Annotated in this window: 25 protein-coding genes and 1 tRNA gene; 19 read left to right on the forward strand and 7 right to left on the reverse strand. The window is 67.0% G+C overall.

Translation table 11 applies throughout. The annotated features are described in order from the left end of the window. Nucleotides 1-113: 113 nt before the first annotated feature. The 9 genes from NUW81_RS06685 (at nt 114) to NUW81_RS06725 (ending at nt 7994) form a co-directional block, all read left to right on the forward strand. A complete protein-coding gene (locus tag NUW81_RS06685) occupies nt 114-2282 on the forward strand; it encodes a sodium-translocating pyrophosphatase (RefSeq protein ID WP_245111730.1) in 2169 nt (722 codons plus the stop codon). Nucleotides 2283-2398: 116 nt separating this feature from the next. Beyond that, nucleotides 2399-2617, forward strand: a complete 219-nt coding sequence (gene infA, locus NUW81_RS06690; protein ID WP_147042814.1) for a translation initiation factor IF-1 — start codon at nt 2399-2401, stop codon at nt 2615-2617. Between the two features lie 14 nt (nt 2618-2631). Then, nucleotides 2632-3207 carry a Maf family protein gene (locus NUW81_RS06695; protein WP_245111732.1) on the forward strand — a complete coding sequence of 192 codons (576 nt, stop codon included), beginning with the start codon at nt 2632-2634 and terminating at the stop codon, nt 3205-3207. Further along, complete coding sequence (locus tag NUW81_RS06700) at nt 3200-4111, forward strand: ribonuclease E/G (RefSeq protein ID WP_245111735.1); 912 nt, start codon at nt 3200-3202, stop codon at nt 4109-4111. The genes NUW81_RS06695 and NUW81_RS06700 overlap by 8 nt, the downstream gene beginning before the upstream one ends. 52 nt (nt 4112-4163) lie before the next feature. Further along, nucleotides 4164-5024 carry a dienelactone hydrolase family protein gene (locus NUW81_RS06705; protein WP_245111737.1) on the forward strand — a complete coding sequence of 287 codons (861 nt, stop codon included), beginning with the start codon at nt 4164-4166 and terminating at the stop codon, nt 5022-5024. Nucleotides 5025-5056: 32 nt separating this feature from the next. Then, nucleotides 5057-5236, forward strand: coding sequence for a DNA gyrase inhibitor YacG (locus tag NUW81_RS06710; RefSeq protein ID WP_245111740.1), 180 nt, complete (start codon nt 5057-5059; stop codon nt 5234-5236). A gap of 43 nt (nt 5237-5279) precedes the next feature. Continuing rightward, a tRNA-Phe gene (locus tag NUW81_RS06715) sits at nt 5280-5355 on the forward strand. Between the two features lie 63 nt (nt 5356-5418). After that, a complete protein-coding gene (gene nhaA, locus NUW81_RS06720) occupies nt 5419-6648 on the forward strand; it encodes a Na+/H+ antiporter NhaA (protein WP_245111742.1) in 1230 nt (409 codons plus the stop codon). Between the two features lie 71 nt (nt 6649-6719). Next, nucleotides 6720-7994, forward strand: coding sequence for a hypothetical protein (locus tag NUW81_RS06725; protein WP_245111744.1), 1275 nt, complete (start codon nt 6720-6722; stop codon nt 7992-7994). A 60-nt stretch (nt 7995-8054) separates the two neighbouring features. Here the strand turns inward: NUW81_RS06725 and NUW81_RS06730 are convergent, their stop codons facing one another. Together NUW81_RS06730 and NUW81_RS06735 are read right to left on the reverse strand one after the other, a co-directional pair. Then, nucleotides 8055-8984: an electron transfer flavoprotein subunit alpha/FixB family protein gene (locus tag NUW81_RS06730; protein ID WP_245111746.1), complete on the reverse strand. Its 930-nt coding sequence runs from the start codon at nt 8982-8984 to the stop codon at nt 8055-8057. After that, nucleotides 8984-9730 carry an electron transfer flavoprotein subunit beta/FixA family protein gene (locus tag NUW81_RS06735; protein WP_245111749.1) on the reverse strand — a complete coding sequence of 249 codons (747 nt, stop codon included), beginning with the start codon at nt 9728-9730 and terminating at the stop codon, nt 8984-8986. Before NUW81_RS06735 ends, NUW81_RS06730 begins: the two co-directional genes overlap by 1 nt. 125 nt (nt 9731-9855) lie before the next feature. Here NUW81_RS06735 and NUW81_RS06740 point away from each other — a divergent pair, with 125 nt between their 5' ends. Beyond that, nucleotides 9856-10485 carry an exopolysaccharide biosynthesis protein gene (locus NUW81_RS06740; RefSeq protein ID WP_245111751.1) on the forward strand — a complete coding sequence of 210 codons (630 nt, stop codon included), beginning with the start codon at nt 9856-9858 and terminating at the stop codon, nt 10483-10485. Nucleotides 10486-10539: 54 nt separating this feature from the next. Here NUW81_RS06740 and sucC read toward each other — a convergent pair whose 3' ends face one another. Further along, nucleotides 10540-11736, reverse strand: a complete 1197-nt coding sequence (gene sucC, locus NUW81_RS06745) for an ADP-forming succinate--CoA ligase subunit beta (protein ID WP_245111752.1) — start codon at nt 11734-11736, stop codon at nt 10540-10542. Nucleotides 11737-11828: 92 nt separating this feature from the next. Here sucC and dinB point away from each other — a divergent pair, with 92 nt between their 5' ends. The 5 genes from dinB (at nt 11829) to NUW81_RS06770 (ending at nt 16072) form a co-directional block, all read left to right on the forward strand. After that, on the forward strand, nt 11829-12941 hold the full coding sequence (gene dinB, locus NUW81_RS06750; protein WP_260508485.1) for a DNA polymerase IV: 1113 nt from the start codon (nt 11829-11831) through the stop codon (nt 12939-12941). Nucleotides 12942-13102: 161 nt separating this feature from the next. Then, on the forward strand, nt 13103-13636 hold the full coding sequence (locus NUW81_RS06755) for a CarD family transcriptional regulator (RefSeq protein WP_245111753.1): 534 nt from the start codon (nt 13103-13105) through the stop codon (nt 13634-13636). A gap of 183 nt (nt 13637-13819) precedes the next feature. Then, a complete protein-coding gene (locus NUW81_RS06760; protein WP_245111754.1) occupies nt 13820-14557 on the forward strand; it encodes a head GIN domain-containing protein in 738 nt (245 codons plus the stop codon). 24 nt (nt 14558-14581) lie between these two features. Beyond that, nucleotides 14582-15328 carry a head GIN domain-containing protein gene (locus tag NUW81_RS06765; protein WP_245111755.1) on the forward strand — a complete coding sequence of 249 codons (747 nt, stop codon included), beginning with the start codon at nt 14582-14584 and terminating at the stop codon, nt 15326-15328. Nucleotides 15329-15379: 51 nt separating this feature from the next. After that, entirely contained in the window at nt 15380-16072 is a 693-nt protein-coding gene (locus tag NUW81_RS06770; RefSeq protein WP_245111756.1) for a GIN domain-containing protein, read from the forward strand. Between the two features lie 3 nt (nt 16073-16075). On the opposite strand, the gene NUW81_RS06775 is transcribed toward NUW81_RS06770, so the two are convergent. Continuing rightward, nucleotides 16076-16480, reverse strand: a complete 405-nt coding sequence (locus tag NUW81_RS06775) for a DUF1489 domain-containing protein (protein WP_245111757.1) — start codon at nt 16478-16480, stop codon at nt 16076-16078. Nucleotides 16481-16520: 40 nt separating this feature from the next. Then, nucleotides 16521-17849 (reverse strand): magnesium transporter, encoded by a 1329-nt coding sequence (mgtE, locus tag NUW81_RS06780; protein WP_245113726.1) that lies wholly within the window; start codon nt 17847-17849, stop codon nt 16521-16523. 194 nt (nt 17850-18043) lie between these two features. Here mgtE and NUW81_RS06785 point away from each other — a divergent pair, with 194 nt between their 5' ends. The 4 genes from NUW81_RS06785 to NUW81_RS06800 all read left to right on the forward strand — a co-directional run bounded on the left by NUW81_RS06785 (nt 18044) and on the right by NUW81_RS06800 (nt 23441). Then, on the forward strand, nt 18044-19600 hold the full coding sequence (locus NUW81_RS06785) for an amidohydrolase family protein (RefSeq protein WP_245111759.1): 1557 nt from the start codon (nt 18044-18046) through the stop codon (nt 19598-19600). A gap of 57 nt (nt 19601-19657) precedes the next feature. Further along, entirely contained in the window at nt 19658-20107 is a 450-nt protein-coding gene (locus NUW81_RS06790; RefSeq protein ID WP_245111761.1) for a peptidylprolyl isomerase, read from the forward strand. A 10-nt stretch (nt 20108-20117) separates the two neighbouring features. Then, nucleotides 20118-20876: an SDR family NAD(P)-dependent oxidoreductase gene (locus NUW81_RS06795; protein ID WP_245111762.1), complete on the forward strand. Its 759-nt coding sequence runs from the start codon at nt 20118-20120 to the stop codon at nt 20874-20876. 228 nt (nt 20877-21104) lie between these two features. Beyond that, nucleotides 21105-23441, forward strand: coding sequence for a CDC48 family AAA ATPase (locus NUW81_RS06800; RefSeq protein WP_245111763.1), 2337 nt, complete (start codon nt 21105-21107; stop codon nt 23439-23441). A gap of 3 nt (nt 23442-23444) precedes the next feature. Here NUW81_RS06800 and NUW81_RS06805 read toward each other — a convergent pair whose 3' ends face one another. Then, nucleotides 23445-24737 (reverse strand): MFS transporter, encoded by a 1293-nt coding sequence (locus NUW81_RS06805; RefSeq protein WP_245111764.1) that lies wholly within the window; start codon nt 24735-24737, stop codon nt 23445-23447. Then, nucleotides 24737-25897: a phospholipase D-like domain-containing protein gene (locus NUW81_RS06810; RefSeq protein ID WP_245111765.1), complete on the reverse strand. Its 1161-nt coding sequence runs from the start codon at nt 25895-25897 to the stop codon at nt 24737-24739. The genes NUW81_RS06805 and NUW81_RS06810 overlap by 1 nt, the downstream gene beginning before the upstream one ends. Between the last annotated feature and the right edge of the window lie 105 nt (nt 25898-26002).

The raw sequence follows: 26002 nt of genomic DNA on the forward strand, positions 1-26002 counted from the left end.
ACATCAACCTCCCTTTTGACCAGCCTTGCGCACTGGCAAATGTGCGTTACACCTGTTGGTCGTTACATCATGGGAACGGCATACTCGCCGTCCCGAACAGGGGGGTTTCCAGTATGGATCTGGTGTTGATCGCGATTGCCTGCGGCGTCGTTGCGCTGCTCTACGGCATCATTACCTCCCGCCAGGTGCTCGGCGCACCGGCGGGCAACGAGCGTATGGTCGAGGTGGCCGGCGCCATCCAGGAAGGCGCCAAGGCGTATCTCAAGCGCCAATATACGGCGATCACCATCGTCGGCATCGCCGTGGCGATTGTCGTGCTGCTCTTCCTCGGCGTGGTCGCCGCGATCGGTTTTGCCATCGGCGCCATCCTGTCGGGTGTCGCGGGCTTCATCGGCATGAACGTCTCGGTCGGCGCCAATGTGCGCACCGCCGAAGCCGCCCGCACCAGCCTGCAGGGCGGCCTGACCATGGCCTTCCGGTCGGGCGCGGTGACGGGGCTTCTCGTTGTCGGCCTCGCGCTGCTCGCGATCGCGGGCTACTTCGCCTATCTCATCGGGCCCGGCGGCTATGCGGCCGACGACAGCACCGTCGTCATCGGCCTCACTGCCCTCGCGCTCGGCGCGAGCCTCGTGTCGATCTTCGCGCGTCTTGGCGGCGGCATCTTCACCAAGGCCGCCGACGTCGGTGCCGACCTCGTCGGCAAGGTCGAAGCCGGCATCCCCGAGGACGATCCCCGCAACCCTGCCGTGATCGCCGATAACGTGGGCGACAATGTCGGCGACTGCGCGGGCATGGCGGCCGATCTGTTCGAAACCTATGTCGTCACCGTCGGCATCACCATGGTGCTCACCGCGCTGCTGCTCGGCCCCGTTGCGGGCGACCTGCTCGTACCGCTCATGGCGCTGCCGCTCCTTATCGGGGGCGCGTGCATCCTGACCAGCGTCATCGGCACCTATTTCGTCAAGCTCTCGGGCAATTCGACCAACGTGATGGCGGCCATGTACAAGGGCTTCATCGTCTCGGCGGTGCTCGCCGTGCCGCTCATCTGGTTCGCCATCCAGTTCGCGCTTGGTGACATGACCGCCGAAATCGGCGGCGTGATGACCGACGTCGATCCGGGCGCGCCGCTCGCCGAAGAGGGCACGACCACGCTCAGCGCCTTCACCGGCATGGACCTGTTCTGGTGCGCCATGGTGGGCCTCGTCGTCACCGGCCTCATCATCTTCATCACCGAATATTACACGGGCACCAACTACCGCCCCGTGAAGTCAATCGCCAAGGCCTCGGAAACGGGTCACGGCACCAACGTCATCCAGGGCCTCGCCATCAGCCTCGAGGCGACCGCGCTGCCGACGCTCCTGTTCGTCGTCGCCATCGTCATCGCCTTCCAGCTGGCAGGCCTGATGGGGCTGGCCTATGCGGCCACCGCGATGCTCAGCCTCGCAGGGATGGTCGTGGCGCTCGACGCCTATGGCCCCGTCACCGACAATGCCGGCGGCATCGCCGAAATGTCGGGTCTCGATGACAGCGTGCGCGAGAAGACCGACCTTCTCGACGCGGTCGGCAACACGACCAAGGCGGTGACCAAGGGTTATGCCATCGGTTCGGCGGCGCTCGCGGCGCTCGTCCTGTTCGCGGCCTATACGACCGATCTCCGGAAGTATTTCCCCGACACCGATGTCGATTTCAGCCTCGAGAATCCTTACGTGATCGTCGGCCTGCTCCTCGGCGCGCTGCTGCCCTACCTCTTCGGTGCCCTCGGCATGACCGCGGTCGGCCGTGCGGCGGGCGACGTCGTCATCGACGTGCGCGAGCAGTTCAAGGCCAAGCCCGGCATCATGGACGGTTCGGAACGCCCCGATTACGCCAAGACGGTCGATCTCGTGACCAAGGCAGCGATCAAGGAAATGATCGTCCCCTCGCTCCTGCCGGTGCTCGCGCCGGTGGTGGTCTATTTCGCGGTCACCGCGGTGGCGGGCCAGCAGAACGGCTTTGCCGCGCTGGGTGCGCTGCTCCTCGGCGTCATCGTCTCGGGGCTCTTCGTGGCCCTCTCGATGACCTCGGGCGGCGGTGCCTGGGATAACGCCAAGAAATATATCGAGGACGGCAATCACGGCGGCAAGGGCAGTGAAGCCCACAAGGCCGCGGTGACGGGCGACACGGTCGGCGATCCCTACAAGGATACCGCGGGTCCGGCCGTCAATCCGATGATCAAGATCACCAACATCGTCGCGATCCTGCTGCTCGCGGCGCTGGCGGGGGCGGGTCACGGGCTGATCTGACCTCGATCAACAGCCAAGATGGGCGGGAGCGCGGGGCAACCCACGCTCCCGCTTTTCTTTTCAGGGGCTTCCCGCTAAGGGGCGTGGCACCACTTAACCGCGAAGAAGGATGGACATTGGCCAAGGAAGAACTTCTCGAGATGCGGGGTCGGGTGGTCGAGCTGCTGCCCAACGCGATGTTCCGCGTCGAGCTGGAGAACGGCCATGAGATCCTCGGGCACACCGCCGGCAAGATGCGCAAGAACCGCATCCGCGTGCTGACCGGCGACGAAGTCCTCGTCGAGCTGACCCCCTACGATTTGACCAAGGGTCGGATCACCTACCGCTTCAAGTAAGGGCACCGCCCCCGATGAAGCTTGTCCTCGCCTCGGCATCGCCCCGCCGCCGCGAATTGCTGGCGCGCATCCATGTGACGCCCGACCTGATCGATCCCGCCGATATCGACGAGGATCCGAAGGCGGGCGAACTGCCGCGCCCCCATGCCGGCCGCCTCGCGTCGGAAAAGGCGGCGGTAGTCGCCGCGCGTCACCCCGACGCGCTCGTGCTGGCGGGCGATACGGTGGTCGCGGTCGGGCGCCGCATCCTGCCCAAGGCCGAGGACGAGCAGACGCTGCGCGACTGCCTCGCCTTGCTCTCGGGCCGCCGCCACCGCGTCTTCACCGGCATTGCCGCCGTCGCCCCCGACGGGCGCAAGTGGGAGAAGGTCGTCGAGACCATCGTCGCCATGAAGCGCCTCAGCCAGGACGAGATCGACACCTACGCCGCCATGACCGAGGAATGGATGGGCAAGGCCGGCGGCTATGGCCTGCAGGGCTATGGCGAGGTCTATGTCCGCTTCATCCACGGCAGCCATTCGAACGTCGTCGGCCTGCCGCTCGCCGAGACGCGCAACATGCTGAAAGCAGCGGGATACCCCCTTGCCTGAGTGGATCCTCGAGGAAGGCATCGGCGAGACCCGCGCCGCGCTCATCGAGGGCGATGACATTCTCGAGGCCCGCGTCCGTCGTCATGGCGTGACGCCCGCGGGCACGATCCTCGATGCAAAGCTTCTCGCCATCGCCCCCCGTGTCACGGTGGAAGCGAACGGCGAACAATTCCTCCTGCCGCGCGGCGCAAGCGGGATCAGCGAGGGCGCGACCATCCGCATCCGCGTCACCCGCGAGGCGCTGGGCGGCGCGGAGCCGTGGAAGCGCGCGCTCGCCATCCAGAGCGACGAGGCCCCCGCCCCTGCCCCGCCTCTGGCGGACGGCACACCCGGCACGATAACCGGCTGGGACGACCTCATCGAGGAAGCCCGCACCGGCATGATCGACTTCGACGGCGGCCAACTGCGCATCGAGCCGACCAGCGCCATGACCATGATCGACGTCGACGGCTGGCTCGTCGCCGACAAGCTCTCGCAGATGGCCGCCTGGGCGAGCGCCCGCGCCATCCGCCGCCTCGATCTTGGCGGCGCGACCGGCATCGACTTCCCCACCATCGAGGGCAAGGAGGCGAAGAAACAGGTCGGCGACATCCTCGACATGTATCTCGAAAAACCCTTCGAGCGGACCGCGATGAACGGCTTCGGCTTCGTTCAGGTCGTGCGCCCCAGGACGCGCGCCAGCCTCATCGATCTCGCCGCCGACCGCGCCGCCTTTGAGGCCCGCGCCCTCCTGCGCCGCGCCGAACGCCACGTCGGCGCCACGCGAATCGAGGCCCACCCCGCCGTCATCGCCGCGCTGCGCCCCGACTGGATCGCCGCATTGGAGCGCAAGGTCGGCGGCACGGTAACGCTCGAACCCCGCCCCGACCTCTCGCTGTCAGGCGCGACGGTCCAGGGCGCATAAGCGGAACTTCGGCCAGCGCTCCCGCCTTGGGGTCTCGAAGGAGACACCATCCATGTGCAAGCGCTCGCCCCTCGACCCCGACCTGCTCAAGATGAGCCGCCGCCGCTTCGCGGTGCTCGGCCTCGCCACCACGCTCGCGGCCTGCGCGGGCGGCGGCATGGGCAGCCCCAAGGGCCTGCGCGAGCGCCGCGTCTCCATTTCCACCGCCAGCGGCACGATGGACGGCTTCTTCGTCCACCCGAAGGGCGAGGCGTCCGCCGCCGTCATCATGTGGCCCGACATCGCCGGCCTGCGCCCTGCCTTCGAAGTGATGGCGCGCCGGCTCGCCGCCACCGGCCGCGCAGTGCTCGTCGCCAATCAATATTATCGCACCGGCACCGCCCCCCTGTTCGACGACTTCGCCGACTTCCGCGAGCAGGAGGGTTTCTCCAAGGGCCGCCCGTGGCGACAGGCGCTCACCCCCGAGGCGATCGCCGCCGATACCCGCGCCATCGTCAACTGGCTCGACGAAGAGGACGCCGTCGAAAGCGATGCCGGCATCGGGGTGCAGGGCTATTGCATGGGCGGTCCCTTCGCCTTCCGCTCGGCCACCGCGCGGCCCGACCGCATCGCGGCGGTCGCGAGCTTTCACGGCGGCGGGCTGGTGACCGACGCGCCTGACAGCCCGCACCGCCAGCTCTCGGGCAGCGAGGCCGCCTATCTCGTCGCCATCGCGCAGGACGACGATGCCGAGGAACCCGAGAACAAGTCGGTGCTGCGCGGCGCGATGGCCGCCACCGGTCGCCCCGCCGAGATCGAGGTCTATGCGGGCGACCATGGCTGGACCGTACTCGACAGCCCCGCTTACGACGAGGCCGCCGCCGAGCGTGCCTTCGGCCGCCTGCGCGCGCTTTACGACCGCGTGCTGGGTTGAACGGGCGCGCCGTCCGCGCCATGTGAAGCCGCATGCCGAACACGCCCGCCACCTGCCCCGTCTGCAAGAAGCCGACGGTGAATGAATACCGCCCTTTCTGCTCGCGCGGCTGCAAGGATCGCGACCTCCTGCAGTGGCTCGGCGACGGCTATCGCATCCCCGGTCCGCCCGTCATGCAAGAAGGGCTGGACAGCGATGACGAGGCTCGCTAGAGGCCCCTCACCGCAAGCGGCATCCGCCGCGCGATGACCCGGCGCCTGGGTAGCTCAGTTGGTAGAGCATGCGACTGAAAATCGCAGTGTCGGCGGTTCGATCCCGTCCCCAGGCACCATTTTCCACACACTGTGACCTTTAGGCCCTTGGCGAGCGCGCCTGCGTCTGTCTATCAGGCGTCATGGCCAAGACCCCCCAAGATGTCGCCGCGCAGGAAAAACTCGCCGGGTTGGTGCTGATCGGCGCCGCGCTCGCCGCCCTGATCGCTGCCAATTCGCCCTTCGCGGAAAGCTATCACCACCTGCTCGAGTACAAGTTCGGCCCGAGCTGGCCGCGCTTCGGCACCTTCAGCGTGGAATATTGGGTCGTTGACGGCCTCATGGCGATCTTCTTCCTGCTCGTCGGGCTCGAGGTGAAGCGCGAATGGTTCGAGGGCCGCCTGTCCTCCCCGCGCGAACGCCGCCTGCCGATCATCGCCGCGATCGGCGGCATGGCCGTGCCCGCCCTCGTCTTCGCGATCGTCGTCGGCTTCGATCCCGCCGTCCTCCACGGCTGGGCCATCCCCGCCGCCACCGACATCGCCTTCGCGATCGGGGTGATCGCCATCCTCGGCCGCTATGCGCCCGCTTCGATCAAGCTCCTCCTCGTGACCATCGCCATCGTCGACGATATCGGCGCGGTCATCATCATCGCGCTCTTCTATACCGCCGACCTCAACACCTATGCCCTCGGCGGCGCGCTCGCCGTGATGGGGATGATGGCGGTCATGGCGATGTACGGCGTACGCCGCCTTCTCTGGTATCTCATCGGTTTTGCCATCCTCTGGTATCTCGTCCTCGCCTCGGGCGTGCACGCGACCATCGCGGGCGTCATGGCCGCGCTCACCATCCCGCTCGGCACCGGCGAGAAGAAGTCGCCGCTGCGCCAGCTCGAGCATGACATCCACCCCTGGGTGATGTTCCTCATCGTGCCCGTCTTCGGCTTCGTTGCCGCCGGCGTCGAGCTGCCCTCGAGCATGGACGCATTGTTCCAGCCGCTGCCGCTCGGCATCATGCTCGGCCTGTTCATCGGCAAGCAGATCGGCGTCTTCGGCGCCATCTGGGCCGCGGTGAAGCTGCGCCTCGCCACCCGTCCGCGCGGCACCCGCTGGGCGCAGATCTATGGCGCGGCCATGCTGTGCGGTATCGGCTTCACCATGAGCCTGTTCATCGGCGCGCTGGCCTTCCCGGGAGAGCCCGAGCTGGTCGATGCCGCCAAGATCGGCACGCTGGCAGGCTCGCTCCTTTCGGCAATCGCCGGCTTCCTCGTCCTGCGCTTCACCCCGCCGATCCCGAGCCGGACCGACGACATGGAGCGGGTCGACGACCTGTTCGCGGGCGACGCGGACGATCCCGAGGCCGCCAAGGAATAGACGCGGGACTTTCCCGCATCCGCCAAGCCGACTAGCCTCCTCCGTGACCATCCACGGGGGAGCCCTAGTCCATGCGCCTGATCACCGCCCTTCTCGCCACCGCCGCGCTTGCCGGCTGCGCCACGACCGATGCGCCGCCCGCGCTGACCCTCGACGAGATCGCCGAAGCCTATGTGAAGGCGACGCTGGAGATCGGCACGCATGAGGAGGGCTATGTCGATGCCTATCACGGCCCCGCCGAATGGCGCGAGGCCGCCGAGGCGAGCCCGCGCGACAAGGCGGCGCTGAAGGCCGAGGTCGGCCGCCTGCGCGCGGCGCTCGGGGACATCGCGCCCGAGGACCCGCTGCTCATCGCGCGCCGCGACGCGCTCGATGCCCAGCTGCGCGCGGCATCCGCCCGGCTCGAGATGATGGAGGGGCGCGCCTTCTCCTTCGACGAGGAGGCCCGCCTCCTCTATGGCGCCACGCCCGCGCCCCGCGACCTGTCGAGCTTCGATGCGGCGATCGCGCGGCTCGACGCGCTGGTGCCCGGCGACGGGCCGGTGGCGGCGCGGGTCACCGACTATGTCGATCGCTTCGTCATTCCCGACGACAATGTCGGCGAGGCGATCCTTGCGGCCACCGCCGCCTGCAAGGCCGCGACGATCCCGCACATCGCCATGCCCGAGGGCGAGGCCTATGAGCTGGAGCTGGTGCGCGACAAGGTCTGGGGCGGCTACAACTGGTACCAGGGCGGCTCGCAGAGCCTCATCCAGGTCAATCTCGACAGCGACGTGACCCCCGACGAGGCGATCATCCTCGGCTGCCACGAAGGCTATCCGGGGCACCATCTGTTCAATTCGCTGCTCGAGCAGGAGCTGGCCGACAAGCGCGGCTGGGTCGAATATTCGGTCTATCCGCTCTACTCCCCCCAGTCGCTCATCGCCGAGGGGAGCGCCGACTATGGCCGCCGCCTCGCCTTCGACGATGCCGCCACGCTGGCGCTCTACCGCGACACGCTCTTCCCGCTGGCGGGGTTCGATCCGGCAGAGGCCGAACGCTATCACGCCGTCACCAGCGCGATGGGCGGGGTCGAGGAGGTGCAGCAGCTCGTCAGCCGCGCCTATCTCGACGGGGACATGACCCGCGCCGAAGCGGTGCGGGCGCTGATGGACTATTACCTCCAGAACGAGGCGCAGGCCGAGCGCAAGGTCGCCTTCGCCGAGGCCAACCGCGCCTATGTCATCAACTATGCGCTGGGCGAGCAGATGGTCGAGCAGTGGATCGAGGCGCGCGTCGCCGAGGGCATGACGCACTGGGAAGCGCTCGAGCTGATGCTGACCACCCCGGTCGTGTTGGGCGAATAGCAAAAGGGCCGCGCCACCCGACGGTGACACGGCCCCTTCCTGTCCGGTTTCGGAAAAGCCCTAGAGCTTCTCGGTCAGCTCGGGGACGATCTGGAAGAGATCGCCGACGAGGCCGATGTCGGCGACCTGGAAGATCGGCGCTTCCTCGTCCTTGTTGATGGCGACGATGACCTTCGAATCCTTCATGCCGGCAAGGTGCTGGATCGCACCCGAGATGCCGATGGCGATATAGACTTCGGGGGCCACGATCTTGCCGGTCTGGCCGACCTGGTAGTCGTTGGGAGCATAGCCCGCATCGACCGCGGCGCGGCTGGCGCCGACGGCGGCGTTAAGCTTGTCGGCGAGCGGGTCGAGGAGCTTGTGGAAGTCCTCGTTCGAGCCGAAGGCACGGCCGCCCGAGACGATCACGCCCGCGCTGGTCAGCTCGGGACGATCGCCTTCCGACAGTTCGGCCGAGACGAATTCCGACTTGGCGCTGTTCGCGCCGGCGTCGATTGCCTCGACGCTGCCCGAACCACCCTCGGCGGCGGCCTTGTCGAAGGCGGTGCCGCGCACGGTGATGACCTTTTTCGCATCCGACGACTGGACCGTCGCGATGGCGTTGCCGGCGTAGATCGGGCGCTTGAACGTGTCGTCGCCGTCGACCGCGATGATGTCGCTGATCTGCGCCACGTCCAATTTGGCGGCGACGCGCGGGGCGACATTCTTGCCGGTCGTGGTGGCGGGCGCGAGGAAGGCGTCATGGTGACCCATCTGGTCGACGATGATCGGCGCGACATCCTCGGCGAGCTGGTGCTCGAGATGCGCGGCATCGGCGACATGGACCTTGCCGACACCGTCGATCTTGGCAGCGGCTTCGGCGACGCCGCCGACGTCCTTGCCGACGACGAGCAGGTGCACTTCGCCGAGCTTGGCGGCGGCGGTCACCGTGGAAAGGGTGGCGTCCTTGATGGCGGCGCCGTCATGTTCGACGAGAACGAGCGTCTTCATCAGGCAACTCCCAGTTCTTTGAGCTTGGCGACCAGTTCATCGACACTGCCGACCTTGTCACCGGCCTCGCGCACGGGCGGCGGGGCGACATTGGTGATGGTGAGGCGGCGCGTGACGTCGACGCCATAGTCATCGGGCGTCTTGGTCTCGAGCGGCTTCTTCTTGGCCTTCATGATGTTGGGCAGCGAGGCGTAGCGCGGCTCGTTCAGGCGAAGGTCGGTGGTGACCACGGCGGGAAGCTGGAGCTTCACGGTCTCGAGGCCGCCGTCGATCTCGCGGGTCACGCTGACCGCGCCATCGGCGGGCTCGACCTTCGAGGCGAAGGTGCCCTGGCCCCAGTCGAGCATGGCGGCGAGCATCTGGCCCGTCGCATTGCTGTCGTCGTCGATCGCCTGCTTGCCGAGCACGATCATGTCGGGGTTCTCGTCAGCGGCGACCTTGGCGAGCAGCTTGGCCACGCCCAGCGGCTCGACGTCTTCATCGCTCTGGATGAGGATGGCACGGTCGGCGCCCATCGCGAGCGCGGTACGCAGCGTTTCCTGCGCCTTGGCCGGACCGACCGAGACCACGACGATCTCGTCGGCCTTGCCGGCTTCCTTGAGGCGCACGGCTTCCTCGACGGCGATTTCGTCGAAGGGGTTCATGCTCATCTTGACGTTGGCGAGATCGACACCGCTGCCATCGGGCTTGATCCGAGGCTTGACGTTGTAATCGATCACCCGTTTCACGGCGACCAGCAGCTTCATGGGCTGACTTCTCCTGACTGAAATTTCGAGTGCGATATGCTTGGCTAAAGAGCGCGCGTCAAATGGTCGGAGTTCCGTAGGGGCCGGAAACGCAACATTTCGCGACCATCCGTTGTTGGGCCGTCATGAGTACGCATGACAGCAAGGGCGAGATCGGCCCCGTGAAGTCGGTCGGCGACATCGTCGAGGGGCTCGAGGAGATCGGCGAGAAACAGGACTGCGTGTCGGTCGGCGACGTCGCCGATGCCTTTGGTACGCGTACCTATGCGCCCTTCCTCATCGTGCCCGCGCTGCTCGAGATCACCCCCTTGGGCGCCATCCCCGGTGTGCCGACCGTGCTCGCGGTCACCATCTCCATCTTCGCCTTCCAGATGCTGCTCGGGCGCGACCATATCTGGATTCCCGACTTCCTCGAGAACCGCCGCGTTACCGGCGACAAGCTCAAAAAGTCGGCGGAGAAGGCCGAGGGCGTGGCCGAACATATGGACCAGTGGTTTCACAGGCGCTTCAAGGGGCTGACGCGCGGCGTCTTCATCAAGCTCGCCGCCATCGTCATCCTCGCGCTGTGCGCTGCCGTGCCCTTCCTCGAGGTGCTGCCCTTCGCCAGCTCGGGCCCGATGCTGGCCATCGTCTTCATCGGGTTGGCGCTGCTGGTGCGCGACGGGCTCCTGCTCGTCATCAGCGTGAGCGTCGGCCTCGCTGCGGTCGCGGCGGGGCTCGGCTATTTGCTGATGGGTGGCGGTGGCGGCGGCTGATACGAAAAAGGGCCGCCGAAGCGACCCTTTCCCTTGTTCGATGATGGCAGGGGCCTAGGCGGCCTGCTTGACCTCCGCGACGATCTTCTTGGCGGCATCGCCAAGGTCGTCGGCGGCGATGATCTTGAGGCCGCTGCTGCCCAGGATTTCCTTGCCCTTCTCGACATTGGTGCCCTCGAGGCGGACGACCAGCGGACGGTCGAGGTCGACTTCCTTGGCCGCCGCGACGATGCCCTCGGCGATCGTGTCGCAGCGCATGATGCCGCCGAAGATGTTGACGAGGATGCCCTTCACGGCGGGGTCCGACAGGATGATCTTGAAGGCCGCGGTGACCTTCTCCTTGTCGGCGCCGCCGCCGACGTCGAGGAAGTTGGCGGGGAAGGCGCCGTGCAGCTTGATGATGTCCATCGTCGCCATGGCAAGGCCCGCGCCGTTGACCATGCAACCGATGTCGCCGTCGAGCTTGATGTAGGCGAGGTCGTACTTGGAGGCCTCGACTTCCATCGGATCCTCTTCGGTGAGGTCGCGCAGTTCCTCGATGTCCTTGTGACGGAACATGGCGTTCGAATCGAAGCCGACCTTGGCGTCGAGGACCATCAGCTTGTCGCCCGACACGGCGAGCGGGTTGATCTCGATCTGCGAGGCGTCGGTGCCGTGGAACGCCTTGTAGAGCGCGGCGGTGACCTTGGCGGCCTGCTTGGCGAGGTCGCCCTTGAGGCCCAGCGCGGCAGCGACCGAACGGCCGTGATGCGGCATCAGGCCGGTCGCGGGATCGATGGTGAAGGTGTGGACCTTCTCGGGCGTGTCATGCGCGACCTGCTCGATGTCCATGCCGCCTTCGGGGCTGGCGACGATGGCGAGGCGGCCCGAGGCACGGTCGACCAGCATGGCGAGATAGAATTCGCTGTCGATGTCGACGCCATCGGTGACGTAGAGGCGCTGGACTTCCTTGCCCTCGGCGCCGGTCTGGATGGTGACGAGCGTGTTGCCGAGCATGTCCTTGGCGTGGGCTTCGACTTCCTCGATCGACTTGGCGAGGCGAACGCCGCCCTTCGAGCCCTCGGGCAGTTCCTTGAAGGTGCCCTTGCCGCGGCCGCCGGCATGGATCTGCGCCTTGACCACCCAGAGCGGGCCGGGGAGCCGCTTGGCCGCCTCGACCGCCTCTTCCACGCTCATCGCGGGGATGCCGGCAGGCACCGGGGCGCCGAATTCCTTGAGGAGTTCCTTGGCCTGATACTCATGGATGTTCATGCGGTTCGTCCTTCGCTTCGCGAAATGTCTAAAGAGTCGCCGCGCCCTAAAGCATATCGGGGCGGAGAGGAAAAGGCGCTAGGAGGGGACATGTGAGTGTGAACCCCGATTCTCCAGACCTGCCCGAACCCGGGGCCGACGGGCGCAAGATCATCCATGTCGACATGGATGCCTTCTTTGCGTCGGTCGAACAGCGCGACCATCCCGAGCTGCGCGGCAAGCCCGTCGCGGTGGGCGGCGGACACAGGGGTGTCGTCGCGGCAGCAAGTTACGAAGCGCGCGAGTTTGGCGTGCGGAGCGCGATGCCGAGCGTCACCGCGCGGCGCAAATGCCCCGACCTCATCTTCGTGAAATCGCGGTTCGATGTGTATCGCGAGGTCAGCCAGCAGATCCGCGACATCTTCGCAATCCATGCGAGCGCGGTGCAGCCCCTCTCGCTCGACGAAGCCTTCCTCGACGTCACCGACGATCCCCACGGCCTCGGCTCGGGCAAGGCGATCGCCGAGGACATTCGCGCGCGGATCAAGGCGGAGACGAACCTCACCGCCTCGGCGGGCGTCTCTTATTGCAAGTTCATCGCCAAGCTCGCCTCCGACCAGAACAAGCCCGACGGCCTGTGCGTCATCCCGCCCGCCAAAGGCCCCGCCTTCGTCCAGAGCCTGCCGGTCAAACGCTTCCACGGGGTGGGCCCCAAGACCGCCGAGAAGATGAACCGGCTTGGCATCATGACGGGCGCCGACCTTGCCGCCTGGCCCTATCGTGAGCTGCGCGCGCGCTTCGGGTCGAGCGCCGACTGGTATTACCGCATCGCCAGAGGCATCGACGAGCGCCCCGTGAGATCGGACCGCGTGCGAAAAAGCTGCTCCGCCGAGCGGACGTTTGGCGAGGATGTGCGCGGCGAGGCCGAGACCTATGCCGAGCTCGACCGCGTGAGCGAGATCGCCTGGGCGCGGATCGAGAAGGCGAATTTCAAGGGCCGGACGGTCAATCTCAAGGTCAAATATGCCGACTTCGAGATCATCACGCGGGCCAGGAGCTTCACTGCCCCCGTGACCGATGCGGAAACCTTCCACGCCGCGGGTCGTTCGCTCCTCAGTCCCCTGTTTCCGCTGGAAAAAGGCGTGCGTCTCTTGGGATTGGGCCTGTCGTCCCCCGTGGAGGAGGAGTTGGGTGGTCCAAAACAACTGGGACTCGCATTTGAATAGGATTTCTGTTATATAATTGTCATTCACGAGCCGCCGCGCCAACGCGACGGCTTCTTCACGCAGGAACACTCACCAACGCTGCACGCAACATGGGGCCGGTCAACGTACGGGGGACGCGACCGCTTCAGCATGCCCAGCGTGGTCCAACGGAGAATTTATCTATGGCGAGCAAGGCCCTTAGCTTCGATGTCGGCGATTATGTCGTGTACCCCAAGCACGGTGTCGGCAAGGTCATCGAACTGCAGTCGACCGAGATTGCCGGTGCCAAGCTCGACCTCTACGTGCTCCGTTTCGAAAAAGAGAAAATGACCCTCCGCGTCCCCGTCAACAAGGCGGAATCGACCGGCATGCGCAAGCTGTCGTCGGACAAGGCGATGAAGGAGGCGATGGAAACCCTCAAGTCCAAGCCCAAGGTCAAGCGCACCATGTGGTCGCGCCGCGCGCAGGAATATGAAGCCAAGATCAACTCGGGCGACCTCATCCTGATCGCCGAGGTGACCCGCGACCTGTTCCGCGCCGACGACCAGCCCGAGCAGAGCTATTCGGAGCGCCAGATCTTCGAGGCCGCCTCGAGCCGCCTCGCCCGCGAACTCGGCGCGATGGAAAAGACCGACGAGAAGACGGCGCTCAAGAAGATCATCAAGGTGCTCGATGACGCCGCGAAGATCTGGAATGCGGAAAAAGAGGACGCCTAAAAACGTCCGGGGGATCCGCGACGCATCTTCTGATGCCTGATCGACCTGATCACCAAGGGGCCCGGCCGGAAACGGTCGGGCCTTCTCGTATCCGCCGTTGGTCGAAAAGCCCGCCCCGCCTTCTTGTGCCTCCCTCTTGGATGGCGTATTAGAGTGCCAACACAGTAGGGACGCCAAAGCATCATGTTCGTCAAAGCCAGCACCATCGCGCTTCTCACCGGCGCCATTTCCTCTTGCGCCGACTTCGTGAGCGAGGATCGGATCGAGATCGAGACCGGTCCCGCCGTCACGCGCACCATCGAGGCGCAGGACTTCGACCGGCTCGCGGTGAGCGGTCGCTATGACGTGATCGTCGTGCCGGGCGAAGCGGTGGCGGTCGAGATGGTCGGGCCCGAAAACGTCATCGACCAGACCGAATTCTCCTTCGCCGACGGGCTTCTCACCATCCGCCCGGAAGAGCGCGGCAGCGTCATTTTCCGCTGGGCCGATGACAAGGTGCCGACGATCCGTATCACTTCGCCCGGCATCAGCGAGGCGACCATCCTCGGCTCGGCCGACGTGCGGCTCGAGGCCGTCGACGCCGAGGCCTTTACCGGCAACATCAAGGGCTCGGGCGACCTTCGCCTCGATGCAGTGAATACAAAGACGCTGGCATTTGACGTGCGCGGTTCGGGCGACATCTCTGCCGCAGGCACGACCGAGCGGCTCGACATTGCCATCGCGGGGTCGGGCGACATCAGCACGCGCGAACTCATCGCCGCCAATGCCGACATCAGCATCGCCGGATCGGGCGACGTCAATTCGCGGGTCACGGGCGAAGCCGACGTTCGCGTCGCCGGCTCGGGCGATGTCGTCGTCAGCGGCGGCGCGACCTGCAACATTTCCAAGGCCGGCAGCGGCGACGTCAGCTGCACGAGCTAGGCACCCAAGGACGGAGCTAGGATCATGATCTTCAAGGCCACCACCATCGCGCTGATGAGCGGCGCCATTTCGACCTGCATGGGAAATCTCGACATTATCGACGGCGATGACGTCTCGATCGAGCCGGGCCGCGTCGTCACCGAGACGGTCCAGGTCGCCGATTTCAGCGACCTCGTTGTGGCGGGCGCCTACAATATCACCGTCGTGCCGGGCGAGGATATCGTCGTCACGGCAGAGGGCGGCGAGAATATCATCCGCCACACCGAGTTCGACGTCGAGGACGGCACCCTCGAGATCAAGACCCGTCGCGACGCCGACGGCAAGCGCGTCAGCTGGGACGGCAACAACAAGATCGACATCCGCATCACCCACCCCAATATCGAGGGCGCGTCCATCGCGGGCTCGGGCAGCGTGCAGATCGCCGAGGCCTCGGGCAGCCGCTTCGACGGCTCGATCGCCGGCTCGGGCGACTTGCGGATCGACAGCCTCACCGCCACCAGCGCCGATTTCTCGGTCGCGGGCTCGGGGGACATCTACGCCTCGGGCAAGGTCTCGCGCCTCGATATCTCGATCGCCGGGTCAGGCGGGTTCGAGAACCCCGAGCTGGAAGCCGAGAGCGCCGATGTCTCCATCGCCGGATCGGGCGATGTCGCCGCGATCGTGACCGGCGCGGCCGACGTCTCGATCATCGGGTCGGGCGACGTCGTCTTCACCGGCGGCGCCGAGTGCACCGTCTCCAAGGCCGGTTCGGGCGACGTGACCTGCAGCTAGGCGCGCGCCTCTTCTGGCGTTGTTAACCATTTTGGGCGATGGTCCTTTTCCATGAGGATCATCGCCCTTTTTCTTGCCGCCCTCTCCCTAGCCAGCCCTGCGCAGGCCGAGGAGCGTCGTTTCACCGTCACCGACTTCGACAAGGTCCGCCTCGATGGCGGCTTTGCTGTCGAGATGGTGACCGATCGCTCGCCCTTTGCCATCGCCGAGGGCAATTCGGCCGCGGTGGACGGGGTGCGCATGCGGGTCGAGGGGCGCACGCTCATCATCTCCGCCAACCGCTCCAACTGGTCGGGCAGCGAGCGCGACCGCGCCGAACCGGTCGCCATCCGCATCGGCACGCACAATGTCCGGCAGGTTTGGGTCAATGGTTCGGGCATGATCGCGATCGACAAGGTGAAAGGTCCGGCTTTCGGCCTTGCCATCCAGGGTGCGGGCCGCGCCACCGTCGGCAATGTCGTCGTCGAGGAACTCGAGGTCGCGCTAAACGGCGCGGCGAGCGCCGAGGTGGCGGGCGATGTCGAGGATGCCACGCTGATCGTGCGCGGCATGTCGTCGCTGGCCGCCGAAGGGCTGGAGAGCGACCGCGCCATTATCGGCGTGGACGGTCCCTCGATGGTCCGTCTCGGCCCCGCGCGCGAGGCGCGGATCGACGCCATCGGCACCGGCGACATCAGCCTTGCCGGTCGCCCCAATTGCGAATTGCGCCTCGTCGGCTCGCCGAGCGTGACGGGCTGCCGCTAGGCCTCAGACCAGCGCCAGCGCGGCAAGCTTGCCGTAGAGCCGCGGCGGCAGGGCACCGATGCCGGTGCCGTCATCCTCGTCGCCGGGCGCATCCTTCGCCTCGAGATAACGCCAGCCCTGGTGCGCGCGCTTGGGCTGCGCCGCGCAGGGCTCGAGCTGGTCCGACAGGACGATATCCCAGCGCCCGTCGGAACGCTCCTCGAAGCCGATGACCTTCGAGCGGGCGACGATGCGATGCTTGACGATCCAGTGCAGGCGACCGCCGTTGAGCACCTCGGCGTGGCGCACGGGGCGGCGCTTGGTGACAATGCGTACCTTGCCCCCGCTCGCGCGCCGCGCGATCCGCTTCTCGAGCGTCGGCAGGCTCGCGCAGCCATAGGCCACCTTGGTCATGTGCACGCAGGACATGGGCCACAAAGTGGCGCTTTCCTGCTGCCCGTTCAATACCTTACAAAAGGACCGCGCTGGCCAGCCCGAGGAAGGCGAGGAAGCCCATCGTGTCGGTCACGGTGGTCACGAACACGCTGCTCGCGACCGCAGGGTCGGCGCCGAAGCGGTCGAGGACGACGGGCACCAGCACGCCCGCGAGGCCGGCAACGAGGATGTTGAAGAGGATGGCGACGGCGATGACCGCGCCGATCATCGGGTCGAGGAAGATCGCCACCCCGACGCCGAGCACCAGCGCGATGGTCACCCCGTTCAACAACGCGACCAGCCCCTCGCGGCGGATCGCACGCCAGCGGTTCGACCCGGTAAGCTGGTTGGTGGCGAGCGCGCGCACGGTGACGGCGAGCGCCTGCGTGCCGGCATTGCCGCCCAATGCCGCGACGATCGGCATCAGCGCGGCGAGGATGGCGAGCCGCGCGATGGTGTCCTCGAACTGGGCGATGACGAAGGTCGCCAGCAGCGCGGTGCCGAGGTTGGCGATGAGCCAGCGTACGCGCCCCGAATAGGCCTCGCGCACCGGCTCGTTGATGTCGCCCTCGCCCGCACCCGAGAGAAGCAGCGTATCCTCGCCCGCTTCTTCCTGGATGATGTGGACCACGTCATCGACCGTGATCATGCCGACAAGCCGCCCGCTGTCGTCGACCACCGCGGCCGAGATGAGCGCGTATTTCTGGAACTTGAGCGCCACTTCTTCTTGGTCGAGCTCGACGGGGATGAGCGTTTGCTCTTCCTGCATGATCTCGGTGATCGGGACGGTCCGCTGGGTCCTGAGCAGCGTCGACAGCTTGGTGGTGCCGACGGGATGGTGCTGGGGGCCCACCACGAAGATTTCCCAGAAGTCGCAGGTCAGCTCGTCGCCGGCGCGCAGATAGTCGATGACCTGGCCGACATTCCAATGCTCGGGCACCGCGATGAGGTCGCGCTGCATGATGCGGCCCGCGGTCTCCTCGGGATAGGAGAGCGCTTCCTCGACCGCGGCGCGATCGTCGGGCTCCATCCGCTCGAGGATGGCCTGCTGGTCCTCCTCGTCGAGATCCTCGAGGATGGCGACGGCATCGTCGGTGTCCATCTCGGAGGCCAGGCCAGCGGCGTCCTCGGGCTCCATTTCCTCGATGACGAGCTCGCGGACGTGCTCGTTCATCTCGGCATAGACGTCGGCGTCGATCAGGCTGCCGAGCGCGGTGATGATGGCGGGGCGGTCCTCGGGACCGGCAAGCTCGATCAGGTCGGCGCGGTCGGCGGGGTGCAGTTCGGCGACCAGCGCGCAGGCATCCTCGATGCGCCCCTCGCGCACATCCTCGACCACCTCGCGGACGAAATCGGGGCGCATGCGATCGTCCTCGTCGAGCACGAGATCTTCGTCATCGAGCGTCGTCGGCAGGTTGCTGATGTCGGATCTCCCCCGCGAAAATTGCGCCTTTCCCTCCTAGGCCGCGCCCGGGGATGGCGCAACAACAGCCTCTATTGCAATGGTGTATTAATACGCTATGACGGTGATCCAGATCCAGTCGTAAGGGGGCTTCCATGAAATTCATCACCTTGGCGGCGACGGCCGCACTCGCAGCCGCAGCCGCCGGATGCACGAGCGCACCGCAAGCCACGGTTGCCGCCACCTCATCGGCCGCAATGCCCGCCGCGATCGGCGCCGACGTGCTAATCCGCGACGTGCGTGTCATCGATCCGGCAACGCGCCGCGTGCTCGAGGCGCAGGATGTCCTCGTCGAAGGCGGGTCCATCGTTGCGCTCCACCCCACCGGATCGGCTCGGGTCGCCGCGCGGCAGGTGGTCGACGGGCGCGGCCTGACGCTGCTTCCCGGCTACATCGATATGCATGCGCATGTCGGTTACGGCATGCTCCACGAGACGACGCTAGCGCTGATGCTGGCCAATGGCATTACCGGCCTGCGCGACATGTCCGCCGACTGCCCGCAAGGCGAAGGGCCGATGAACATGTGCCGCCAGCAGTTGCTCGAGAGCCGGGAGAAGATCGCTGCCGGACAGCTGGCCGGCCCCACCCTGCTCTCGCTGGGTACTGCAAAGATCGACAGCAACCGCCCCGACGAGGCGCAGGGCCGCGCGGCGCGCTACCATGTCGCGACCCCCGAGCAGGCGCGCGAGGCCGTCGCGGCTTTCGATGCCGAGGGCATGACCTTCCTCAAGGTCAGCCAGGAATTCATGCCCGATGCCTTCGAAGCGTTGCTCGACGAAGCTTCCGCGCGCGACCTCGGAGTTGCCGGCCATGTGCCGCTCATGTTCTCGGTTGGCGAGGTCGCCGCCATGGGAATGAGCTCCATCGAGCATGCAAGAGACCTGCCGCTCGACTGTTCGCGCCATGGCGCGGTGTTCCGCGGCGCCGTCGCCGCGGCGCTGACCGGCGCTGGCGACTGGCCCGATCGCGCGGCCATGCCGGGCCTTGCCCGCGACAGTTTCGATCCTTCCATCTGCGAGGCACAGATCGCCGCGATGCGCGAGGCGGGAACCGGCTATGTGCCGACCCACCTCACCCGCGAGATGGACTATCGCGCCGCCGATCCCGCCTATCGCGGGGATCCGCGGTTCGCCTATGTCCCCGCGCTCCAGAAGCATTATTGGGACCGGGACCTCGACCGCACGGCGGCGATGCCCGACGCGCTGCGCGACGACCTCGAGGATTTCTACCGGCTCGGGCTACGGACTACGAAACTGGCGCATGATGCCGGGGTGCCCGTGATGGTCGGGACCGATGCCAATGACACCATGTCCTTCCCGGGCTTTTCCTATCATGACGAGATGTCGCATCTCGTGGCGGCAGGTTTGAGCGAGATGGACGTGCTGCGAGCCGCAACAAGCGTGGCCGCAGGCTTCCTCGGGCGCGAGGACCTCGGCGCCATCGCCCCGGGCCAGCGCGCCGACCTCGTGCTCCTGTCGGGCGATCCGCTGGCGGACATCGATGACAGCGACACGATCGTGGCGGTTGTCCACGCGGGCAGGCTGCACGGCCGCGATCAGCTCGATGCGCTGCTGGCCGATGTGGAGGACAAGGTCGCGGCCATGGGCGCGGGCGCGGCGGGCAACGATGCGGGTCAAGGGGGTGGCCAGTAGGCCACCGCGCGCCTACATCGGCCTGCAACATCAAACCCAAAGCGGAGAAATCGCCTCATGGCCGATACCCTGACCCTCACCCTTTCGACCGGCGGCGACGTCGTCATCAAGCTGCGTCCCGACCTCGCGCCGGGCCATGTCGAACGCATCACCGGCCTCGCCAAGGACGGCTTTTACGACGGCGTCGTCTTCCACCGCGTGATCCCGGGCTTCATGGCGCAGGGCGGCGACCCCACCGGCACCGGCACCGGCGGCTCGGACCTGCCCGACCTCAAGGCGGAATTCTCGGCCGAACCGCATGTCCGCGGCACCTGCTCGATGGCGCGCACCCCCGATCCCAACTCGGCCAACAGCCAGTTCTTCATCTGCTTCGACGACGCGCGCTTCCTCGACAACCAGTATACCGTCTGGGGCCAGGTCGAGAGCGGCATGGAGCATGTCGATGCGCTGCCCAAGGGCGAGCCGGTGCCCAACCCGGGCAAGATCGTGAAGGCGACCGTTTCCTGAGGATCGGCGCATGACCAAGCTTGTCACGCTGATCACCGGGGCCTCGGCGGGCCTCGGTGTCGAATTCGCCCGCCAATATGCGGCGAAGGGGCATGAGCTCGTGCTGGTCGCGCGTCGTCGCGACCGGCTCGATGCGCTTGCCGCCGAGCTCGGCAAGGCGCGGGTGGTGGCGATGGACCTCTCCGAGCCGCACGCCGCCAGCCGCCTCCTCGCCGACATCGCCTCGGCAGGCGAGCAGGTCGGCACCCTCGTCAACAATGCGGGCTTCGGGCTGGTCGGCGCCTTCGATGCGCTCGACAGCGCGCGCCAGCGGCAGATGGTCGACCTCAACTGCGGGCTCCTCGCCGAGCTCGCGCATGGCGTCATCCCCGGCATGAAGCGCCTCGGCCACGGCGGCATCCTCAATGTCGCCTCGGTTGCAAGCTTCCAGCCGGGGCCCGGCATGGCGACCTATTTTGCCACCAAGGCCTTCGTGCTGTCGCTGTCCGAAGCGCTCCACGAGGAATATCGCAAGACGGGCATCCACGTCAGCGCGCTCTGCCCCGGCCCGACCGCGACCGAATTCGGCGATGTGGCGGGTTTCGGCGGCAATTCGGCGGTCGATGTCGTGAAGATGACCGCCGAGCAAGTGGTCGCGGCCGGCATCAAGGGCCTTGAGGCCAACAAGGCGGTGGTCGTGCCCGGCGTAGCCAACAAGATTTCGGCCAATTCCAGCCGTTTTCTGACCCGCAAGGCGGTGCGCAAGGTCGTCGGCATCATAAAAAAGTGAACGTTCACAACTTTTGCACTTGCACAATAAATGGTGCGGTGCGATAAAGGTTGCGTCGAACCACTGGTTCGGCATCCTCTCCTGACGGGGCCCGGTCGTTTCGGCGATCGGGCCCCATTTTCTTTCCGGGCGAGCGCGCACCCCGCCCCTTTTTTCATTCCGGTCCCTTTCCCATCTGAACCTTTGCCGAGCCCGACCCATTGTCGGTGAAAGAGCGAAGGAGCATCCGTGGCCGAGAGTGACAGCGATACCCGCGTAAAGCCCAACCGCGTCCAGGTGGCGAGCCTGCCGCCCGCCGATTCGGGGCGCGGCCTCGCGCGGCTGCCCGCGGGCCTCATGGACGCGCTCGGGCTGGCCGACGGCGATGTCATCACCATCACCGGCAAGCGCACCACCCCGGCGCGCGCGATCCGCCCCTACAAGGACGACGCCGGCCTCGACATCATCCGCCTCGACGGGCTCCAGCGCACCAATGCCGGCGTCGGCGCGGGCGATTTCGTGACTGTCGAGAAGGCGGTGTCCAAGCCCGCGAAGAAGGTCAGCTTCGCTCCCGCCCAGCATGGCTTGCGGCTGTCCGGCTCGACCGATGCGTTGAAGCGAAGCTTCTTCGGCGCGCCGCTGACCAAGGACGATTTTGTCGCCACCGCTGGCCACCAGCGGGTCAATACCGACATGCCCGAGAACATCCGCGAACTCCTGCAGGCGCCCACCTTCGCGCTGCAGGAGATCCGCCTGCGCGTGGTCGCCACCCAGCCGCAGGACATCGTCCATATCGATGCCCAGACCGAGATCGAACTGATGCCCGAAGGGCCCAAGGTCGAGGCGGGCGATCGGCCCGCCATCACCTATGACGACCTCGGCGGCATGACCGACACGATCGACGCGCTGCGCGAGATGGTCGAATTGCCGCTGCGCCATCCCGAACTGTTCCAGCGCCTCGGCGTCGACCCGCCCAAGGGCGTGCTGCTCCACGGCCCGCCCGGCACCGGCAAGACCATGCTCGCGCGCGCCGTCGCCAACGAAAGCGATGCCGAATTCTTCCATATCGCGGGCCCCGAAGTCATGGGCTCGGCCTATGGCGAATCCGAAAAGAAGCTGCGCGAACTGTTCGAGAATGCCGCCAAGGCCGCGCCCTCGATCGTCTTCATCGACGAGATCGACTCGATCGCCCCCAAGCGCGACAAGGTGCAGGGCGAGGCCGAAAAGCGCCTCGTCGCCCAGCTCCTCACCCTGATGGACGGCCTCGAGCCGCGCGCCAACCTCGTCGTCATCGCCGCGACCAACCGTCCCGACGCGATCGACCCCGCATTGAGGCGCCCAGGCCGCTTCGACCGCGAGATCGTGGTCGGCGTGCCCGACGAGGCGGGGCGTCGCGAGATCCTCGGCATCCACACCCGCGGCATGCCGCTGGCCGACGATGTCGACTTGGACAAGCTCGCGCGCCGCACCTATGGCTTCGTCGGCGCCGACATGGCGAGCCTGACACGCGAGGCCGCGCTCGAGGCGGTCCGTCGCATCATGCCGCGTATCAATCTCGGCGAGGACGAGATCCCGCAGGAAGTGCTCGAAAGCCTCGCGGTCACCGCCGATGATTTCCGCGAAGCGCAAAAGCGCGTCCAGCCGTCCGCCATGCGCGAGGTGATGGTGCAGGTCCCGCGCGTCGGCTGGGACGATATCGGCGGCCTCGACGAGGCGCGCGACAAGCTCAAGGAAGGGATCGAGCTGCCCTTGAGGCACCCCGACGCCTTCCGCCGCCTCGGTATCCGCCCGGCCCGAGGCTTCCTCCTCTACGGCCCGCCCGGCACCGGCAAGACACTGCTCGCCAAGGCCGCGGCGCGCGAGTCGGAGGCCAATTTCATCGCCACCAAATCCTCCGACCTTTTGTCCAAATGGTATGGCGAGAGCGAACAGCAGATCGCCCGCCTGTTCAGCCGCGCCCGGCAGGTCGCCCCCACGGTGATCTTCATCGACGAGATCGACAGCCTCGTGCCCGCGCGCGGCGGCTCGATGGGCGAACCGGCGGTCACCGAGCGCGTCGTCAACACGATCCTCGCCGAGATGGACGGGCTGGAGGAGATGAACAATGTCGTCGTCATCGGTGCTTCCAACCGCCCCAACCTCCTCGACCCCGCGCTCTTGCGCCCCGGCCGCTTCGACGAGCTGATCTACGTCGGGCCGCCCACCCTCGAGGGGCGGCGGCGGATCCTCGAGATCCACACCGGCCAGATGCCGCTTGGACCGGACGTCGACCTCGACGATCTCGCGCAGCGCACCGACCGCTTCACCGGCGCCGACCTCGAGGACCTCGTGCGCCGCGCCGGCCTCATCGCCATGCGCCGCGACATGGAGCGCGCCGAGGTGTGCAAGGAGGATTTCGAGAAAGCACTCGAGGAGACCAAGCCCTCGGTCACGGCCAAGATGCTCAAGCAATATGAACGCATCCGCTCCAACCTGAAGCAGGAAGCGCTGAAACCCCAGCCGACCATCGGCTTCGTCTCGCCCGGCATGCTCAGTCCCAAGTCGAAGACCAAGAACGGCCCTTCGACGGACGAGGAAGAGGAGTAGACGTCAGCTCCGGCGAAACAAGGCGAGGCTCGCCACCAGCAGCGCGATCAGCGTCACGAAGGCGAGCCAGGGCGCCAGCTTGTAGAGCAACAGCGTGCCGGTCGGCGCGAAGATGAAGGCGAAGCCGTTCACGCTGGTCGTCAGTCCCGCCACCGCGCCCTGTTCGGCAAGCGGGACCGCAAGGCTCGCCCCCGCGGCAAAGCCCGGGCGGGTGAGGCCGAAGCCGAGGCAGGCCACCCCATAGCTCAGGACCAGCCCGTGGAGCGTGCCCGCGAGCATCACCGCCACCACGCCGAAGATCGCCACCCAGGCGCCAACGAGGATGAGCTGGCGCGGGCTCCAGCCGGTGCGCGGGATGATCCCCCATTGCGCGACCAGCGAGGCGATCGCCCCGCCCATCAGCACCAGCCCGACCTCGCCCAGCGCGCCCGCCGGGTCGAGCCCGAGCTGGTCGATCACGTAAAAGCCCATCACCGTCATCAGCCCCGCCAGCGCGGTATTGGTGATCGCGCCCGCCACCAACCAGTCGCGCACCCGCGCGTCGGTCCATTTTAGCCGCGCGGTCGGGCGCGGGCTGGTCGCGGCGCGCAGCGCGGCGCCCGTCGGGCTTGCGCTCGGATAGCCCATCGCCGCGGCGCGCGACCGGCGCACCCGCTGGCGGTCGTCGGGCAGCCACACCGAGACGGCGACCAGCGTGGCGACCCCGAAAGCGGCAAAGACGTAGAGCGGGCCGATGAGCTCGAGCCCCGGGATGGCGAAGGCGGGCACCAGCGCGGGGCCGATGACGGTGCCGAGCCCGAAGGCGGCGGTGAGCCCCGACAGCGCCACCGTGCGGCTCGAGCGGCGGGTGCGCGCGGCGAGATAGGCTTGCGTGCCCGCGGGCGTGGCGCAGCCGAGCAGCCCGTAGACCGCGCGGATCACGGCAAAGCCGATCATCGCGGGCAGCACCCCGACCCATCCCGCCAGTCCCGCCTGCAGCGCGATGGCGCAGCCGAGGGTCGAGACGATGAAGCCGACCAGACCGATCAGCACCAGCGCCTTGCGCCCGTGCTTGTCCGACCGCCGCGCCCAGATCGGTGCGCACACCACCCAGGCGATGGCCGAGGTGGTGAAGGCCAGCGCCATCCAGTAATCCTCGATCCCGAGCGAGCGGCCGACCGGCGGGATGATCGTCTGCATCGCCGTATTGCCCGTCGCGGTGACCAGCATCGCCCCCCACAGCAGCGCGAAGTCGCGGCGCGTCAATGCGCTCCCCGGCACCTTGCCGAAGGGGGTGGCGGACGGCGCGCTCGCCATCAGTCGTCGCTCCCCAGCGGCAGGTTGAGGCGGCGGCTCACGGTGTAGTCCATGCTGGTGACGAGGAAGTTGGAGATCGCCCAGAGCGTGCGCTGCCACAGCGTGTCGCGGCGTGCGTGAAGTTCGGGGGTGATGGCGCGCGAATCGGCCAGTTCGGTGCGCACCCAGTCACGCATGAGCTGCGCCGCCTTTTCGTCATGGATGCGCAGCATCACCTCGAGGTTGAGGAACAGGCTGCGAAAGTCGAAATTCGAGCTGCCGATATGCACCGCGTCATCGACGATGACGAGCTTGGTGTGCATCTTGGTCTTCTCATATTCGTGGATCTCGACACCCGCTTCCAAGAGCTGGTGATAATTGTGCCGCGCCGCCGCGATGGTGGTGTCATTGTCGGACTTGGCAGGCGTCAGGAGGTTTACCCGTCCGCCATCCTTCGCCACCCGCTCGAGCCGCCGCAACATGGCGGCCGAGGGGCTGAAATAGGCCGCTACGAGGTCGACCTCCTTGGCGCTCCACAGGTCGCGGATCAGTCCAGACGGCCAGGGCGTGTGACGCGGCCAGGGTGCTGAGAACTGCCATTGCAGCGGGCCACTCGTCGTGCTCGCCCGCGCCACGAGGTCGGCGAGCTTGCGCAGCCGCGCCTTCTTGTCCCCCATCCACTCGTAGATGGCGTCATAATAGTCGCCGAGCGCCACCACGCAGTCGCCCTCGACCCGCAGCCACAGGTCGCGCCAGCAGCCGTCCTCGTCGCCGAGATAGTCATCGGCGATATTGGCGCCGCCGATGATCGCGGTGGCGCCATCGGCGATGAGGATCTTCTGGTGGTTGCGGATGAGATAGCGCCGTCCGAGGCTGGCGTTGAAGGCGAAGCCCGAGGCGCCTGCCTCGCGCAAGGGGGCGAAGAAGGTTTCGGCATCGGCCATGTCCCTGAGCCCGAAGCCGTCGATGACCAGCCGCACGGCGACCCCGCGCCGCGCCGCCGCGATGAGGGCATCGCGTACCGCAACGCCGCTCTGGTCGTCCGCGAAATCGTAGAACAGGAGGTCGAGCGTCTCGCGCGCGCCGCCGATGGTGTCGAGGATCAGCCCGCGCCGCCGCGCCCCCGAGGGCACCATCGCGAAGTCGTTGTCCGCGACCGAAAAGGCGATTTCGGGCTCCATGCGGGGAGCCTTGGCGGGCCGCGGGGGCGCTGGCAAGCCGCATTGACTCTTGGGGCGCCAATGCCTATCTCGCCCGTTCGGAATTCCTAACCCCAAGATTTCAAG

It is taken from the genome of Sphingomicrobium aestuariivivum, assembly GCF_024721585.1.
GTDB classification, from domain to species: domain Bacteria; phylum Pseudomonadota; class Alphaproteobacteria; order Sphingomonadales; family Sphingomonadaceae; genus Sphingomicrobium; species Sphingomicrobium aestuariivivum.